This window comes from Cellvibrio sp. KY-YJ-3 (genome assembly GCF_008806955.1).
Taxonomy (GTDB): domain Bacteria; phylum Pseudomonadota; class Gammaproteobacteria; order Pseudomonadales; family Cellvibrionaceae; genus Cellvibrio.
In genome coordinates, this window is record NZ_CP031727.1 from 3,829,219 (window position 1) to 3,847,438 (window position 18,220).

Annotated in this window: 14 protein-coding genes; 9 read left to right on the plus strand and 5 right to left on the minus strand. The window is 47.9% G+C overall.

What is annotated here, in order from left to right; translation table 11 throughout:
• The first annotated feature begins 345 nt into the window (after positions 1-345).
• On the plus strand, positions 346-2,004 hold the full coding sequence (locus D0B88_RS16235; protein ID WP_151058452.1) for a glycoside hydrolase 43 family protein: 1,659 nt from the start codon (positions 346-348) through the stop codon (positions 2,002-2,004).
• A gap of 77 nt (positions 2,005-2,081) precedes the next feature.
• On the opposite strand, the gene D0B88_RS16240 is transcribed toward D0B88_RS16235, so the two are convergent.
• Both D0B88_RS16240 and D0B88_RS16245 read right to left on the minus strand, forming a co-directional pair.
• Entirely contained in the window at positions 2,082-3,077 is a 996-nt protein-coding gene (locus D0B88_RS16240; protein ID WP_151058454.1) for a sensor domain-containing diguanylate cyclase, read from the minus strand.
• A gap of 89 nt (positions 3,078-3,166) precedes the next feature.
• The gene (locus D0B88_RS16245) at positions 3,167-3,739 is read right to left on the minus strand and encodes a nitroreductase family protein (RefSeq protein WP_151058456.1); all 573 of its coding nucleotides are present in this window, start codon (positions 3,737-3,739) and stop codon (positions 3,167-3,169) included.
• 352 nt (positions 3,740-4,091) lie between these two features.
• On the opposite strand from D0B88_RS16245, the gene D0B88_RS16250 reads away from it, so the two are divergent.
• Both D0B88_RS16250 and clsB read left to right on the plus strand, forming a co-directional pair.
• Entirely contained in the window at positions 4,092-4,796 is a 705-nt protein-coding gene (locus D0B88_RS16250) for an endonuclease/exonuclease/phosphatase family protein (RefSeq protein WP_370452460.1), read from the plus strand.
• Positions 4,793-6,016: a cardiolipin synthase ClsB gene (gene clsB, locus D0B88_RS16255; protein WP_151058458.1), complete on the plus strand. Its 1,224-nt coding sequence runs from the start codon at positions 4,793-4,795 to the stop codon at positions 6,014-6,016. Before D0B88_RS16250 ends, clsB begins: the two co-directional genes overlap by 4 nt.
• A 34-nt stretch (positions 6,017-6,050) precedes the next feature.
• On the opposite strand, the gene D0B88_RS16260 is transcribed toward clsB, so the two are convergent.
• Together D0B88_RS16260 and D0B88_RS16265 are read right to left on the minus strand one after the other, a co-directional pair.
• Positions 6,051-6,326 (minus strand): helix-turn-helix domain-containing protein, encoded by a 276-nt coding sequence (locus tag D0B88_RS16260; protein ID WP_007643708.1) that lies wholly within the window; start codon positions 6,324-6,326, stop codon positions 6,051-6,053.
• A 76-nt stretch (positions 6,327-6,402) separates the two neighbouring features.
• Positions 6,403-7,479: an alkene reductase gene (locus D0B88_RS16265; RefSeq protein ID WP_225318416.1), complete on the minus strand. Its 1,077-nt coding sequence runs from the start codon at positions 7,477-7,479 to the stop codon at positions 6,403-6,405.
• A 151-nt stretch (positions 7,480-7,630) separates the two neighbouring features.
• Between D0B88_RS16265 and corA the strand changes: the two genes are divergently transcribed.
• Complete coding sequence (gene corA, locus D0B88_RS16270) at positions 7,631-8,596, plus strand: magnesium/cobalt transporter CorA (RefSeq protein WP_007643712.1); 966 nt, start codon at positions 7,631-7,633, stop codon at positions 8,594-8,596.
• A gap of 49 nt (positions 8,597-8,645) precedes the next feature.
• Here the strand turns inward: corA and D0B88_RS16275 are convergent, their stop codons facing one another.
• Positions 8,646-10,379 (minus strand): pentapeptide repeat-containing protein, encoded by a 1,734-nt coding sequence (locus tag D0B88_RS16275; RefSeq protein WP_151058460.1) that lies wholly within the window; start codon positions 10,377-10,379, stop codon positions 8,646-8,648.
• 328 nt (positions 10,380-10,707) lie between these two features.
• Between D0B88_RS16275 and ettA the strand changes: the two genes are divergently transcribed.
• The 5 genes from ettA (at position 10,708) to D0B88_RS16300 (ending at position 18,177) form a co-directional block, all read left to right on the plus strand.
• Positions 10,708-12,372 carry an energy-dependent translational throttle protein EttA gene (gene ettA, locus D0B88_RS16280; RefSeq protein WP_040392715.1) on the plus strand — a complete coding sequence of 555 codons (1,665 nt, stop codon included), beginning with the start codon at positions 10,708-10,710 and terminating at the stop codon, positions 12,370-12,372.
• Between the two features lie 117 nt (positions 12,373-12,489).
• Positions 12,490-13,935: a sodium:proton antiporter NhaD gene (gene nhaD, locus D0B88_RS16285; protein ID WP_007643716.1), complete on the plus strand. Its 1,446-nt coding sequence runs from the start codon at positions 12,490-12,492 to the stop codon at positions 13,933-13,935.
• A gap of 350 nt (positions 13,936-14,285) precedes the next feature.
• Positions 14,286-15,317: a nucleoside hydrolase gene (locus tag D0B88_RS16290; protein WP_151058461.1), complete on the plus strand. Its 1,032-nt coding sequence runs from the start codon at positions 14,286-14,288 to the stop codon at positions 15,315-15,317.
• A 71-nt stretch (positions 15,318-15,388) separates the two neighbouring features.
• Positions 15,389-16,753, plus strand: coding sequence for a hypothetical protein (locus D0B88_RS16295; protein ID WP_151058463.1), 1,365 nt, complete (start codon positions 15,389-15,391; stop codon positions 16,751-16,753).
• Positions 16,753-18,177, plus strand: a complete 1,425-nt coding sequence (locus D0B88_RS16300; protein WP_151058465.1) for a hypothetical protein — start codon at positions 16,753-16,755, stop codon at positions 18,175-18,177. Before D0B88_RS16295 ends, D0B88_RS16300 begins: the two co-directional genes overlap by 1 nt.
• Positions 18,178-18,220 lie beyond the last annotated feature (43 nt).

Sequence of the window (18,220 nt, forward strand, 5' to 3'; positions counted from 1 at the left end):
GAGGGAAACTGGCTTTTATCAGCCTGATGGTGCCATTGGGGCGGTTGATCCCTCACCTGAGGTGCGGAAACAGCCAGGTAATACCGAAAATAACCTTTGCCTAACTCAAAACTGCTTATTGTTTTTATCTCTCACCACATATGGTTAGTTAAACCATATGACATTATGGTAATTGTGACCATAATTTATATCTAGTATGCTAAGTCGAAATAGCAAGGGATTTTGTCGTCAGATTCATCAAAAGACCCGAAATAATAGAGAGGGCAACAACCAACACTTTTACATACGGATAATGTTTTTATCGGCAAAAAAAATCCCAAAGATAAAACCACAAAAGGTAAACCGATGAACAAATCGCTTATTCAGCGCCTCGCTTTTTATACCAGTTGCCTGTTAACGGCTGGCCTGCTCGGCTGCAACACAACCGCTACCAACACTCTGACCTCTGCAGCCAACTCGCCCTGGCAGGCGGATTTAGGCAATGGTTTTTACAAAAATCCGCTGATTCATGCCGATTATTCCGACCCTGATGTGATTCGGGTCGGCAAGCGCTATTACATGACCTCCTCCAGCTTTAACAACTCTCCGGGGCTGCCACTACTGCAATCGGAGGACATGGTGAATTGGGAGTTGGTGGGCCACGCGCTGCCCCAACAAGTGCCAGCCGAGGTATTTGCCAAACCACAACATGGCAAAGGCGTGTGGGCGCCCTGTTTGCGTTATCACAACAATAAATTCTGGATTTTTTACCCAGATCCGGATTTTGGTATTTACGTCATGACTGCGGAGAATTTTGCAGGCCCCTGGAGCGCACCGCATTTGTTGTTGGCAGGCAAAGGGGTTATCGACCCCACCCCACTCTGGGACGAGGATGGCAATGCCTACCTGATGCATGCCTGGGCTAAAAGTCGTGCAGGCATTAACAATATGCTGACACTGCGCAAAATGTCACCCGATGGAAAAACCTTGTTGGATGACAAAGGTGAAGTGGTGATTGATGGCAATAAAATTCCCGGCTACATAACGCTGGAGGGACCAAAACTGTATAAACACAATGGCTACTACTATGTGTTTGCGCCATCAGGTGGTGTGGAGCATGGCTGGCAATCCGTATTTCGCGCAAAAAATATTAATGGCCCCTATGAACACAGAACCGTATTGGAACAGGGTTATACCTCAGTGAATGGCCCTCACCAGGGCGCTTGGGTACAAACGCCAGAAGGTAGCGATTGGTTTTTTCATTTTCAGGAACTGCGCGTCTATGGTCGCATAGTGCACTTACAACCCATGCACTGGGTAAACGATTGGCCGGTAATTGGCAAAGATGCGGATAACAACGGCACCGGCATGCCGGTACTGCGCCATAAAAAGCCCATCGCCGGAAACTTTGCGATTAAAAACCCCGCAACTACCGATGAATTTTCCAGTGAGCAACTCGGGTTTCAGTGGCAATGGAACGCTAACTGGAAAAGTGATTGGTATTCATTAAGCGCCAACAAAGGTTCCTTGCGTTTATACGCCGTAAATGATGAAGGCTACAGGCAGCAGCAAAACCTGTGGCATACACCATCACTCTTGTTACAAAAATTACCCGCCGATGAATTTGTAGTTGAAACCAAACTTGCATTGGAAAATTTAGCCGTTGGCGATACTGCCGGTTTGATTGTTTATGGTTTTGATTACCAGTGGCTTGGTATTAAAAAAACAGAAGCAGGACAAGAACTCATCTTAATGAACTGCACCAACGCCGAAGCTAATTGCAAAGAAACTCTGCTATCCCGCACCACTTACAAATCAGCGAAAATTTACTTGCGTATGACGCTTGAGCGCGGTGGTGTAGTGCAATTTTCCTACGGGGAAACTGCTAACTCCATAAAAAATATAGGCGAAACCTTTACCGCCATCCGCGGCCGCTGGGTAGGTGCACAAATGGGCCTGTTTACCTTAGGAAAAGCTAAGAGCTCGTTTGTGGATGTGGATTATTTCAGGGTGAAAGCGTTGTAGGTTCGTTAATTTTTACACCATAAAAAACGCCATTAAAGAGAAGCTTTGATGGCGTTTTTTATGATGAAAAAGAAAGATTAATCTGGCTGATAAATACTAATGGCATCGCGTCCGCTGGCTTTGCTCATATACAGCGCTTCGTCGGCGAAACGAATTAACTCTTCTCCAGCTCCGTGACGCGAACAGGCGATACCGATACTGAGCGAACAGGCGCGCTGTAATTTATTACTGTGAAGTTTTACGTAACCACTCAAACGCTCTGCCAATAACTTTAACCCATCGCTGTCGGTATTCAGGGCGGCAAGAATAAATTCATCACCGCCGACACGACAAGGGATGTCAGTGCTGCGCGCGATATGTTTAAGCCCGTCACTGACGATTTTGATAATCGTATCGCCAGTTTCGTGGCCAAACTCATCGTTGAATTGTTTAAAGTCGTCGATATCAATCATCATTACCGACAAGGGTTGTTTGTTGCGTCGACTGAGTTTGATGGCAAATTCGTAGCGATGCTGGAACGCGCGGCGATTGAGCAACCCCGTTAAGGGATCGGTATTGGCAAGCGTGGCAAGGTTTTCAATTTGATCGCGCAGCGAATCCACTTTTGCTTCGGCGTTGCGCGCATCTAGCATGAGTTTTAGTTGTAGCGCGAGGGCGTCGGCAATATAACTGAGGCTTTCTATTTGATGGTTGCTCAGTTCAACTTTGTCATCGCTGGCACCGCACAGCGTACCAATCATTTGGTCGGCAATTTTAATCGGGAGCACCACAAAACTTTGCATCCCCAGAAGCGCTCCACCACTTTCGGGGAACCGTACTTGCACTTCCGCCGTTGCGGTAAGCTGTTCAGAGAGCATGAGCTGGCACATAGAGTCAGTCCAGGCTACCTGCGAACCTGACTCTACTTGCAAACTGCCCGTATTTTGGGCGAGCACCACAGTTTGCTGCTGCGCCTGCCAGTCAATGGTGGTTACAAAAGATGTTTTAAGCCCGGTGATATGGGTAATCAATTTCAGTAACGGGGTTGCCGCACTGATAAACGCATCTTGCTCTATTACTTCCAAACTGTTCATTAGTGGTGTCTCATAAACTCAACCCACAGTGTAGTGTAACTACGGGCAAAGGCAACAAAACACCACTGCTCACACTGGATTAAAAATGCTTATTTTGCCAGCCAGATTTCATCCAATTTTTTGCGCGACGAAGGAACCTCTTTTGCACGCAACGGTTCGGGTAAAGCGTCTGTATTTCCGTGTTTGCCAATCACAAAAGCCATAATCACTTCCTCGCTGTTGTCATCCAACGTAAAGAATGTTCTTGCGGCGTCTTTGTGGATGCCTGCCATACCATGGCAATGCAAACCTTCCTGTTGGGCTTGCAATACCATACTCATCCACGCCGCACCCGAATCAAAAGCGCTATGGGCATTAGGTTTGCCGTTATGTTCAAAATTCTTTTTGGCAGCCAGAAAACCAATCACCGCTGCATCTTTAGCCCAGACTTGGTTGGCATCAACCAGCAAGGCCAGATAATCGGCAAACGTCGAGTCGTTAGACGTGTAAAAGCGCCAGGGTTGAGCATTAAAACAGGAAGGGGCAAAACGCGCAGCATCAATAATGCGCGCAAGCACTTCAGGTTCGATACTGGTCTTGGTAAAAGCGCGTGGCGACCAGCGGTGTGAAAGCTGCTCCATAACCCCGGGTAGTGGATCGCGTAAGGAAAAATCAGTCGACATATAACATCCTCCCAGATTGAACACAGTGAATTAAACCAGAAGCTACGATACACGCAATCGACGATTGACGTATAGCCTTGTGATATACAAACCCGGAATAAGATTCGATTACTAGAAGCACCACCGAGGATAAGAGAAATGCTATGTGCGCGAGCCAACAGAAAAAAAATCCTCACAATGATAAAAATACCTCATGCCTCCAATTAAATAGAAACATAGCCAACCAACTAACACAGGTCTCAGCATTGCGATGCAGCCTATTGAACCGAAATTATCCTCTGCGGAAAAACACCTAACCGAACTAATGCAAACCAAACCTGCTATACAAAAATTGCGCATTCTCACACTGAATATGCATAAAGGATTTACGCCTTTTAACCGATTTATTTTGCCGGAGTTACGTGAGGCGATACGCTCGCTATCCACTGAAATTGTATTTCTCCAGGAAGTGCACGGTAGTCATAAACAACAAGCAAAGCGCCACGCTACTTGGCCCGAGACATCACAATATGAATATCTAGCAGACACTATTTGGCCAGAGTTTTCTTACGGACGTAACGCGGTATACCCGCATGGAGATCACGGCAACGCAATACTTAGCAAGTATCCAATTATTCGCTTCCAGAATCTGGATGTTTCAGTAGGCAAAATCGAGCAACGCGGGATTTTACATACAGTGTTGAAAGTTCCGGGCCACGATGAAGTGCATGCAATTTGTGTACACATGGGGCTGCGCGAACACTACCGCACACAACAGTTACAGATGTTATGCAATTTGATTGAGCGTATCCCACCAACGGCACCTATAATTATCGCTGGCGATTTTAATGATTGGCGCAAGCGTGCCGATAAAATTCTGGCGCGGTGCAACTTGTATGAAGCCTTCGTTAGTGAATATCAGCAACCCGCAAAAAGTTTTCCCGCAAGTTGGCCGTTACTTTGCTTGGATAGGATTTATGTACGCAATGTCACCACAAAAAATGCCCAGGTTCTATTTCAACGCCCCTGGTCTCACCTTTCCGACCATGCGCCTTTGACGGTGGACATTCAGCTATGAAAAATAATTGGCGTGATGGTAATGACCTTACACTGCTTATTAATGGTGAGGAGTTTTTCCCGCGCGTCTTTGAAAGTCTACGAAACGCTCACACAGAAATTTTGCTAGAAACTTTTATTATCAAAGATGACTGTATAGGCCAAACGCTTCAACGGGAATTAATAGCGGCTGCGCAACGGGGAGTGAAAGTCAATATCACGATAGACGGTTATGGCAGTGGCGATTTAACTGAGGATTTTACAGCGGCACTGATGGCGGCCGGGGTGCGGTTACATATATTTAATCCGCAACCAAAACGCTGGGGAGTGCACCTGAACGTGTTCAGACGCTTGCATCGTAAACTCATCGTCATTGATCAGAAACTGGCATTTATTGGTGGAATCAATTTTTGTTTTGATCACATTAGCAACTCCGGCCCCGATGCCAAACAGGATTATGCCGTTGCAGTACAAGGCCCGGTAGTCGCAGACATTCACCAAACCTGTATGCATCTGTTAGTCACTGCCGCGGGCTACAACGAAAAAAACAACCCTATTCAACACACCACGACCACCGAGTCACCCGCTGCCGGTAGCCTACGTGCAATTGCTGCCGGTAGCGTCCGTGCAATTGTAGTACAGCGTGATAATGCTCAACACCGCCGGGACATAGAACGGCAATATTTATTGGCTGCACGCACCGCGCAAAAGCGCCTGGTTATTGCCAATGCGTATTTTTTTCCCGGCTATAGATTATTGCGAGAATTGCGCCGGGCGGCGCGGCGCAAAGTAGAAGTGATTTTAATTTTGCAGGGCCAATCCGACGTTCCCTTGGCCTGTGCGTTGTCGCGTTTACTTTACAATTATTTACTGCGTGCAGACATCACAATCTATGAGTACTGCAAACGACAATTCCATGGCAAAGTAGCCGTTATGGATGAACACTGGGCTACGATTGGATCGAGCAATTTGGACCCGTTGAGCTTGTCATTAAATTTGGAAGCAAATCTTGTTATCGAAGATGAAGCGTTTAATCAACAGCTTTACCAAAACCTCATTACCCTCGCTGAACACAGTTGTGAAAAGTTAACACTAAAAAACACCTTGCGTGGCTTGTGGTGGCGAGCACCACTGATTTTTTTGAGCTTTCATTTCTTGCGTAAATTTCCCACTATCCTGGGCTGGCTACCGGGGCACGCGCATCATTTACAACTCGCGACACGCGCCGAACCAAATCCTTGAGGGTAGCCTAGAACTTTAAGGCCAGTTTAGAATTTTAAGGATAGTTCAGAACTTTTTTAATGTGCTGGATATTCTCACCTACCCACACCGGATTCACAGCGCCCCAACTCTGAATAGAATAAACACCGTGGGTATTTTGCAGTTGAATATCCAATTCATGAATCGCGGCGAAGGTATCTTGCGCGGTGCGCCGAGGCATACCGGTAGCCGCGATAATGTTGGGAACAGTGTTAATACCCTGTTCCACCAGATAAGCAACGTAAATCCGGCGATAAAAGCTGGTTTTGGTTTTGCTGTGTTCACTCATCATATTAAGCAATGTTAAAACTCCTGAAAAATTCAAAAGAACCCACCTGATGCAGGCTCTTTTGATTTGATTACCTATATCAATCAGCCATCGTCGGGTAATCAGTATAACCGACAGCATCGGCGGTATAAAAAGTAGATGAGTCAGGTGCATTGAGCGATGCGCCCAGTTTAAAGCGGGCAGGTAAATCCGGATTCGCAAGAAACGGAACGCCGAATGCAATTGCATCTACTTTTCCCGCAGCAATGGCCGCCGCGGCTTCGTCGGCTGAATAGCCCATATTGCCTACTAACACCCCTTTATAATGCTCACGCGCCGGTGTCATAACATCACCTTGCTGCGCCTGAAAAAAATCACCGCGCATCATATGCAAATACCCGAGATTAAAATCATTCAAACGTTTTGCCAACCAGGTGGTAAGTGCGATGGGATCGCTGTCGATCATGCTGTTGTAACTATTGAGGGGCGACAAACGCAAACCAACCTGCTTGCTATCCCACACTTCGCATACAGCGGCAATCACTTCCAGCAGCAAACGTGCCCGATTCTCAATCGGTCCACCATAGGCACCGCTACGCTTGTTCGAACCATCGCGCAGGAATTGATCCAACAGATAGCCATTAGCACCATGCACCTCTACGCCATCAAAACCAGCTGCTTTTGCATTGATCGCCGCTTGTTTAAACCCGGCAACAATCCCCGGCAATTCGTCATCTGTTAAGGCGCGCGGTTCGGTATAGGGTAATTTACCTTCAGGCGTATGCACTTCATCCTCAATCGCAATAGCACTCGGCGCAACGGGTTGTTTTCCATCGTTAAGGGCGGGATGACAAGCGCGACCGCCATGCCATATTTGCAAGAAGATCCTGCCACCTTTGGCGTGAACCGCATCGGTCACTAAACGCCAACCATCAATCTGGGCCTGCGAGTGAACTCCCGGCTCTTGCCAAAAAGCCGAGTTTCCCTCCATCGCCATAGTGGCTTCGGCTATGATTAAACCGGCGCTAGCACGCTGGGCATAATATTCAGCCATCAGTGCATTGGGCTGATGTTCAAGACCGGCGCGGCAGCGAGTAAGGGGTGCCATCCAGACGCGATTAGGAAACTCAAGGCTGCCCATCTTCAAGGGGCGAAAAAGGATTTCGATAGTGCTCATAAAAACTCCGGTTAGCAGGTTGTTGAATAAGTTGTAAGCGATTCGGTACGCTTAAGCTGATTGAAACGATCAACCTGAGAGGGATAAGGTGTTTTATCACTACCTTAACACCCGGTAATCAATTTCACGCATTTTTTACGGAGAATTGCACATGCTCATCAACTGCGTCGCTTATCAAGAGGGGAAAAAGCTTTGCAGTATTCCCGTCGAAGAAATAAGTGATTATGTGAAAAAAACCGACTGTTTTGTATGGGTAGCCTTAAAGGATGCAGAGCCTACGGAATTGCAACAAATGCAGCAGGAATTTTGCTTGCATGAACTAGCAGTAGAAGATGCCCATACAGGTCATCAACGTCCTAAAATTGAAGAGTATGGCGATTCGTTGTTTGCGGTGATGCACACTGTGGAATTTGTTGACGGTGAATTAAATGTTGGCGAAGTGGATGTATTTGTCGGTGAAAATTATGTGCTCTCTACCCGCAACCGTACCCAACAAGGTTTTCTCGGGGTGCGCGCCCGTTGCGAGCGCGAGCAGCATCACCTTGTGCAGGGTTCGGCATTTGTATTTTATGCCTTGATGGATGCCGTAGTAGATCGCTACTTTCCGATAGTCGTCGCATTTGAAACCGAATTGGAAACGATTGAAGACCAAATATTTACCAAAGGCTCCCAACGTACCAACATCGAGCGGCTGTATGAATTAAAACGGAAAGTAACCATTTTAAAACACGCAGTGGCACCACTCATGGAAGCCGTAGGCAAATTGGATGGTGGACGAGTGCCGCCCATTGTTGCCAATACCAAAGATTATTTCCGCGATGTACACGATCACCTTTACCGTATCAATACGTCTATCGATGCCATCCGCGACACTATAGGCACTGCCATTCAGGTGAACTTATCCATGGTGAGCATCGACGAAAGTGAAGTAAATAAACGTCTCGCCGCCTGGGCCGCCATATTTGCAGTAGCCACTGCATTTGTAGGTATCTGGGGGATGAACTTTGAGCACATGCCGGAACTAAAATGGAAATACGGCTATCCGGTGTCATTGGGCATTGTCTCGGTAATTTGTGTGTACTTGTATTACCGGTTTAAAAAATCGGGCTGGCTGTAATAAAAAATCACCGCGCAAGGCGGTGATTTTTTCGACGAACAAGCTCATTTCAGCTTATAGCTTCCTGCAGGTTTTTAATCGCCTCAACGGCAAAGCACTCAATGTACTCACCCTGCGCAATTGCGCCTATGGATTTTTTCAAGGGTACACGACGTGGGGTGAATTCAAATAATTCACTGCGCTCGGCGTAGTGGCGCACGCGCTGGCTCACCAATACCTCGCCCGGTTCAGCCGCAGCTTCCATACGCGCCGCCATGCTCACAGCGACGCCTTCCAAATCGGGAATATCGGTCACTTCGTTGTGCACCACTAACACTTCACCCAACTCAACACCAATGCGCAGCTCAAAACCAGCGGCACGCAATACGTTGCGGATCATGCACGCGCAGGATAGACCGGCGGTGGCATTTTTAAAGGTGACGCGCAATGAGTCCCCCTCCATGTTCGGGTGCCCAGCGGCGAATTTTTTCAGGATGGGTTTTACCAAACCGCGAAACAGCGACAACTTTTCCGAGAGTTCACCATCCGACCATTTGGAAAACCCTTTGAGATCCATAAACAAAATGGTGAGGTTTCGCACCTGCTCGTGTTCATGATCTACCGCCAATTCCAATAAGCGCGGCCAAAATTCTTCGCGAATCGCCGCAACTTTTTCTTTGAGTTGAAAATGTAACTGGGTATTGTTGCGCAACATTAGCTGCGCCAATTGAATACGCTCTGCTTCTGCCTGCAATTGGTTTTTTAATTCCGTGGGGTTGTGACTACCCACCTCCTCCACCACAAATTTAACCAGCGCGCCACCAGCCACATCACTGATGGATTTCAAACGCAAAATAGTACCCCAATGCACTGCCGCCAAATGCTCGATAAAAATAGGCAAGGTGGCCAATTCATGATCCGCCAGGCGATAGGGGTAACGCAATTCAATAGTAATTGCCTCGGCAAAAATACGCTCAAATTCATGGGGCCGATACGTTGTTTTTTGTTTTGCGGATTTATCCCAAAAACTGTGGGTGCAACGAATATTATTAATTACCCAATTGGCCATATTGGCGTTCCAGAGCTTGGCACCACTGAGCTGGGTATTAATTAATTTTGCTTTGGCTAAGTTTGCTTCGCGCAAATCGCAATTACTGAGATCGGCATTAGTAAAATCGACTTTGTTCAAATCCATCCCGCGTAAACTTACGCCGGCTAAATTGACTGATTTACATTGTGCGCCCGTTAAATTGGCATCTTGTAGATCGCAATCCTGTAAACAGGCACCAACCAACAAAGCACCGGATAAATCCGCACCGCGCAAATTGGCACCGGTTAAATCGGTGTTGGTTAAATCCACACGCGCCAACTGTTGGCCTTCCAAATTACTGCCAGCTAACGAAACATCGCGCAGCATTAAACCGCTAATGTCCTGACCGCGAAAATCAATGTGCTCTAAAGTGGCATTTGTGGTGTTCGCAGTGAGTAAATTTGCAAGGCGCAACTGTGAATAACTTAAATCGCAGCGGGTTAAATTGGTCGCAATTAATTTTGCCTGTGAAAAATCATTGTGCTGCAACTGCGAGCTATCACAATTGGCCCAAATTAAGTCCGCCTGTTTAAACACGCAGTGGGTAATAGTGGCATTACGTAACGACACTTTGGAAAGATCGTAATGGCTCAAATCCATTGCTGTTAATTCAACACCGTCTAAATTGATGGTGGCTGGTGCGCCTTTTTTGCGCCACTGGTTCCAGGCGCTCGCGCCCTGTCTCAGTTCATGTAGTATCCGTTCTTGATTCATGTATTCCGTCTGGATCGTCTGTAGATGGTGGATGTTATGGCGCGTTCAGTGTGAAAGCACGAGGCTCACAACAGGCGCTCTGGATTAATTATCAAGTACTGCAGGCTGGGCATTTTACGTTCAATTGCCCTACAGAGTCATGTACTTGTATACACCCACTAACCCAAGGTGTTAGCAACTGTACGACTCCCCCCGCAACCAGCATCCAATCGGGCGTTTTCCGGGGAATGCTTTAACTCGGGGGAGGCTTTCTTTATAGTACGCCCGCTGAAAAAATTCTCCCGTTATTGGCCCTGGCCGATGACTTTTTCTACCGAGGTTTAGCCCCATGGCTCAATACGTATACAGCATGCACCGGCTTGGCAAAGTTGTGCCACCCAAGCGTGAAATTTTGAAAGACATCTCCCTGTCATTTTTCCCCGGCGCCAAAATCGGTGTGCTCGGCCTGAACGGCTCGGGAAAATCTACCCTGCTGCGCATTATGGCGGGTGTGGATCAGGATTTTAACGGCGAAGCCCGCCCTATGCCGGGTATCAAAATCGGCTACTTGCCGCAGGAACCACAGCTAGACCCAGCCAAAGACGTGCTGGGCAACGTGCAGGACGGTGTGCGCGAAGCGGTAGATGCGCTGGCCGAGCTGGATGCCATCTACGCCGCCTACGCCGAACCCGATGCCGACTTTGATGAACTCGCCAAAAAGCAAGCCAAGTGCGAAGACATCATCCAGGCGTGGGATGCGCACAACCTGCAGCACACGTTGGAAGTTGCGGCCGATGCCTTGCGCCTGCCGCCGTGGGATGCAGACGTGACCGTCCTCTCCGGTGGTGAACGTCGCCGTGTGGCGCTCTGCCGCCTCTTGCTGTCGCGCCCCGACATGCTCTTGCTCGACGAACCTACCAACCACCTGGATGCTGAATCCGTTTACTGGTTGGAACAATTCCTTCACAGCTTCGCTGGCACCGTAGTGGCCATTACCCACGACCGCTACTTCCTCGATAACGCCGCCGGTTGGATTCTGGAACTCGACCGCGGCCACGGCATTCCCTACGAGGGCAACTACACCAGCTGGCTGGAACAGAAAGATGCCCGTTTGGAGCAGGAACAACGTGCGGAAGCTGCGCACCAGAAAGCCCTGAAAACCGAATTGGAATGGGTACGCCAAAACCCCAAAGGCCGCCAAGCCAAGAGCAAGGCGCGTCTGGCGCGTTTTGATGAATTGCAATCGCAAGAATTCCAGGCCCGTAACGAAACCAACGAGATCTACATTCCGCCGGGTGAGCGTTTGGGCGACAAAGTCATCGTGCTGGAAAACGTGAGCAAGGGTTATGGCGATCGCTTGTTGATCGACAACTTGTCACTGAGCATCCCTAAAGGTGCTGTGGTGGGTATTGTCGGTGGTAACGGTGCGGGTAAATCTACCCTGTTCCGCATGATTGCAGGCACTGAAAAACCCGATAGCGGTACTGTGACTATTGGCGACACCGTAAAAGTGGCCTACGTAGAACAGAGCCGTGAAAATCTGGACGATAAAAAATCGGTATGGGAAGCGGTATCCGACGGTTTGGATATTTTGAAAATCGGCAACTACGAAGTTAGCTCGCGCTCCTACTTGGGTCGTTTTAACTTCAAGGGTGGCGATCAACAAAAACGTGTGGGTGAACTCTCCGGTGGTGAGCGCGGCCGCTTGCACTTGGCCAACACATTGAAGCAAGGCGCCAACGTACTCCTGCTCGACGAACCGTCAAACGATTTGGATATCGAAACCCTGCGCGCGCTGGAAGATGCGATCCTCGCCTTCCCCGGCTGCGTATTGGTGATCTCGCATGACCGCTGGTTCCTCGATCGTATCGCAACGCATATCCTCGCTTACGAAGGTGATTCCGATATTGTTTTCTTTGAAGGCAACTACACGGAATACCACGAGGATTTCGTCAAACGTAAGGGGCATGATTCACAGCCGAAGCGGATGAAGTACAAACCGCTCAAGGCGTAAAAAGAAAGCAAAAGGCAGCCGTAAAAAGCTGCCTTTTTTTTCGCCTGTGTCACACTCCACCAAACCTGCACGCTCAATAAATACAACGACAATCACCACAACACTTGGGGAGTTTCCATGATCCAACAACGCCTGTTAATGATGCTACTGCTACTTGGCTGGTGCGCTGCGGCCAACGCCGAATCTGCCGGGTTAAACCTGACCAATACCTTTGCGGGCTGGTTCTGTGTGGGGCTCTTTGTAATAGCCTATGCATTTGTGATGCTCGAAGAGAAGTTCCACCTGCGCAAATCCAAACCGGTACTGGCAGCAGCGGGCATCATTTGGGTGATTATTGGTTGGATCTACACCCAACACGAACAGTCTGCCCTGGCTGAAGCCGCGTTTCGACACACCTTGCTGGAATTCGCAGAGTTGATGTTATTTCTGCTGGTAGCCATGACCTACATTAACGCCATGGATGAGCGCGGACTATTTAATGCACTGCGCGGTTGGATGATTAAAAAAGGCTTCACCTACAGACAGCTCTTTTGGATCACCGGCCTAATGGCGTTTTTCATCTCCCCCATTGCCGATAACCTCACCACTGCGTTATTGATGTGTGCAGTAGTATTAAAAATTGCTGAAAACGAAAAAGCGTTTATCAACATGTGCTGCGTCAATATTATTGTCGCCGCCAATGCAGGTGGCGCGTTTAGTCCTTTTGGTGACATAACCACATTGATGGTTTGGCAGGCCGGTAAAGTGGACTTTTTTACCTTCTTTAATTTGTTCATTCCATCGCTGGTAAATTTTATTGTACCCGCAGCGATTATGAGTTTTTTCATTAAAAACAAACCCTCACACAAGGATGCAGAAGATCTATTTTTAGAAACCCTCACTTACAAAGAGGGTGCGTTTCCAATCCTGTTTTTATTCCTTGCCACTATCGCCAGCGCGGTTCTTGGTCATGTAATCATTCACATGCCGCCGGTATTGGGCATGATGTTGGGTTTAGCCTATTTAAAAATCTATGGTTTCTATTTACGCAAAAAAGGCATAGTGGATTTAAAAAATGCCGAACAAATGCATACCGACTTTATGCCCAACAAAGATGAAAACCCCATCACCAAAGTGCCACTGCCGTTTGATGTATTTCAACCTTTGGCGCGTCTGGAGTGGGACACACTGTTATTTTTCTACGGCGTGATTATGTGTGTGGGCGGTTTGGGTTTTATGGGGTATTTAACCTTGCTGTCCGAATCGCTCTACGGCAATTTCAGCCACACCGTATCCAACGTAAGTTTGGGTTTGATCTCAGCGGTTATCGACAATATCCCGGTGATGTACGCCGTATTAACCATGGCACCCGATTTCTCTCAAGGGCAATGGCTATTAATTACCCTCACCACCGGTGTCGGCGGCAGTATGCTATCAATCGGTTCGGCGGCGGGTGTGGCACTCATGGGGCAAGCTCGCGGCTATTACAGCTTCCTCGGCCACCTGAAATGGACACCTGTAGTAGTGCTCGGTTACTTCACCAGCATTTATGTACACATTTGGTTAAATGCTGCGCTGATGTAAATAAACACGCCACACGAAAAAATAAACAACTAACCGCAACGCAGATTAGCATTACTAATCTGCGTTTTTTTATTCGCGCAAATGCGATTTGCCATCTACATTCATCCCGGTGCGGCAATATTTTTGCTGCGCTGCATAAACGATGCACAGTGTCGGCAAATTCAACCGCCAGCATGTACATCCGTAATATCGCGTAATACCCACTGGATTATCACGCCAGATATTATGATCAGTGATTACTCATTGTTTGATTTTTATTATTCAACGAGTAATCGATTCACCGCTAAACAGGGAGTTGATAACTATGCGGAACCTTCTAAAAAAACTTGCAACCAAAATAAGGATTCGTTATGACAAACCTCACACCACCCACCCAAGTATTAATTGATACCGACGCCGATTTTGATGATTACCTGGCGATGTTGTATTTACTCAAACATCCCGCCATTCAAGTTACTGGCATTACCGTCACCGGCACTGGCGACGTGCATTTAACTCCCGGGGTGCGCAATGTCAGCAATATGCTCACCTTGCTTGATGATCCCGCGGCACTAAAAATTCCTGTTGCACGCGGGGCACAAGCGCCGATGATTTACAGCAACACCTTTCCCGGCAGTGACCGCACCGCGGCCAACGAACATTACAACGCCGAATTTCCATCCATTAATTCCACACCCACTATTGATTGCGCACAAACTTTTTTGCGCGAGTATTTTATTAATAGCACTACCCCCACCACGGTATTGTGTATTGGTGGCGGCTCCAATTATGGGAAGCTATTTGAATCAGCCAAAAGCGATCCGCAATTGCGCGCGGCGCTGCAGAAAAATATAACCAGCATTGTGATGATGGGCGGCAATTTATTACCAGAATTTACCCCGCCCGGTTTTGAAGGCGCACAGGGAAACATTCAGGCCACCATGCAACCCACGCCCTACTACACCAACAAAGTAGCGGAGTGGAATATTTTTGTGGATGTACGTGGCGCCGAAGAAATTTTTGCCAGTGGTATTCCCATCACCCTGGTTGCCTTAAATGCAACCCAACAAGTGCCAATTACCGATGCGTTTGTTGCACAAATAAAACAAATCAATAACCCCGCTACCAACTTTCTCTACGCGGTATTAACCAGCAGCACTATTAAAGGCGGTATAGGCAAATACCTGGATTTTTGGGATCCCCTCGCCGCCTGTGTATTAACTACCCCTTCACTAGTCACGACACAAACCTTGTCGCTGCGCGTTGAGCAACAACTCAATGAGGAAGACGATAAGTCCGGCATGATCATTGTAGACAACCAGCGCGGCCATCCGCTTGACGTTGCACTCAGCGCCAATGCCGATGCGGTGTACAACACCTATTTGGAAATTATCGCGCGCTAAAAGTCCTGATCATTCTTATCCAAATATTTTAATGACTAGCGAATATTTTTATTATCAATAAGGACCGTGTTATGAAACGTACTTTATTTGCACTGGCCTGCATTTTTGCAGCCAATATCACTCTCGCCGAAAACGCCAAAACCGAAGCCTATCGCGATGCTGCCATTTCCGCGCCAAAAGACTGGCAAGGCCCTAAATTTAGCCTGAGCCACAATTATCCCAAACAGCAACCTGCTCCTTGTACTGCCACTGAATGCCCCTGGCTTGCGATTGATTTAAATATGCAAACCGATTTTTCCGCCGCCGGGGTGCCCTCCTGGGAAAAAAATTCGGTATATAACCAATACATCATGAGTATTTTAAATTATGTGAAACAAGGTCAAACCCTGGACCTGAATAATGCAGAAGGTTTAAAGACTCAGGTCGATGGCAAAGATAAATGGTTTCACATTCCCTGGATGGCATTTGACCAACACACCGGGCGCGAATTTGTGCACGGCTTAACCAACGAACGCACCGCGGTAATCAGCGATTTTTACGGCGAAGAGCGTCAGGGTTTACACGGGCTGCCCAACGCCAAAACGGGCACTCAAGCCGGTTTTGAAACCTGGGCGGTCGGCATGTACAACAACTATGGCGGCTACACCATCGGCCAAAGTTGGAGCAAAAAAGGCACGCCCAATATCGAAACCATTAATGGCATTACCTCAACCAAAGGCATGCCGTTTATGCAAGGCACTGTGGTGGTGAAATTTTTATTTACCACTGCAACACCAACAGATGTTCCCTATTTGACGGGCAGCCCGACATGGCAGGCGGATCGCCATGTAGAAACCAACCACAAATTTTCCTGTGAACGTAAAGTGCAAGAAGTGCGTTTGGTGCAAGTGGATGTAGCAGTAGTAGATGAACGCTCACCCAGCCGCTGGGTGTATGGCACCTTTGCCTATATCAACGGCCCAGGTAAAACAGTGTGGGACAATTTACAGCCAGTTGGTTTGCAATGGGGTATGGATCCTTGGACATTCCCCGCCGTACCGAAAGCGGAATCCATTGCACCACGCCAGAGTGTGTTGAATGAATCCATTAGCGCCTTTGAACATTTTGGTTGTAATGGTCGCCTCGCTGGCCCAGTAGATAACAAACTCAGTTCCTGCATGTCCTGTCACGGTGGCGCTTTTGCTAACACCGCAGGTAATACTTTTGCCACTGGCGCTTACGGCCCACCTATTTTTGGTTTCCCTGGCATCTGTGAGCAATACAGTCAGGACAATGTGGAATATTTCCAAACCATTCAATTTCCACAGGGTTATACCGGTGGCAATTATCCAGACGCCATGAACCTGGACACCTCACTGCAAATGCAAATCGCACTGCAAGAGTGGTCACTGTTTAAAGCAAAAGGCAAAGCTGCTGCCGCCTGTGAGGTGCAATAATGAAAAAATTATTATTGGCAGTTAGTGTCTTGGCCATTGCCAGTGGCGGCGCAGTTGCGCAAGAAAATATTTATAAAAATCTGCAACCCACCATTAGCGGCACACCACTCAATGAAGTGCCAGCGCAACCTTTTGCCGCCTCGGGTGTAGTGAAGCGCCCCTTCTTTGATTATTTTAATTGGCAAAATTTTATTGCGTTAATGTGGCCAAGCAAGGTGCAATCCCACGGCATTCCCTACAAACCGCAGGATGCAAAAGTCTTTGGTAAATACACGAAAGATTTACAACCAGTGTGGCTGGGGTGGAAATCGGCGTTTGATTTATTCCCGCAAAATGGCGACAAACCTATCGCTTGGGAGCAAAACAACGGCACCGCCGTATGTCGCAATATTAAAGCGGGTGACACACGCCCGGTATTAATTACCGGCTCTAAATTTACCTCAGTAGCAGACGAACTGGATCAAGCCTTTGGCGGCCCGCTGCCAGATCAAACCGGTTTATTTACGCGCTATGAAGTGCGCATGAATAAAGTGGAATACGATTTTGTGCGCAGCAATGGCTATTACAACAAAAGTAACTGGCCAGCCGATGGCATTACCCTGCCCGCTGGCAATGGTGAAGAGGTTGCAGGTGTAATAGAAGTTAAAGCGGCTTGGCGGGATTTACGCAAAGTGGATAAAAAATTCCACTCGCGTTTTTTCACCTTGGAAAATGCACTGGTTTCTATTCCAAACACTTGCACTGACAAACCCAACAGCATGATTGTGTGCGATTGCGAACCGACTACTGTTGGTCTGGTAGGCTTTCACATAGCACAAAAAACACCGGATTTTCCGCAGTGGGTTTGGGCTACCTTTGAACAGGTGGATAATTTGGGCGAGGACGCAAGCACACCCAAGGACATGCAACCCTCTTATTACGATCCGGAGCTTTATAGAAAGTATCCGCATGTATTGCGCGCAAATCCGGCGGCTCACCCGGGTTCCAATCGTGTACCTGATGCTACCGATTTTAATCCTGAGCCAATTAACGTCGTGCGTTTGAGCCAAATTCCCGATACCCCCAAACCCGCCGCCGGTGAACAGGATTACTCCACCACTGGCATGAACAACATGTATCGCGAAATGCTCAAAGGCACTGTGTGGGAGCACTATCAACTGATTGGCAGCCAATGGCCGCAATTGCCTTCTATTTCACCCAAAACCCCTACCGATGGCGATTTTGGTTGTGAGGACGGCACCGAAGTACAAGCCGGTGGCATGCCTTTCCCGCAATGCCAATTGGCGAACGTGACAATGGAAACCTATCACCAATACGACAGCTGCATGAACTGCCACCAAGGTGCACAACGCGCCGGTGCAGATTTCAGCTGGCTACTCGCCACACGTGCTTATATAGAGCCTACCGGCGAACTTAAAAAATAATTTCCCCCGTTAACACACAATACTGACTGCTACTTATGAGTCA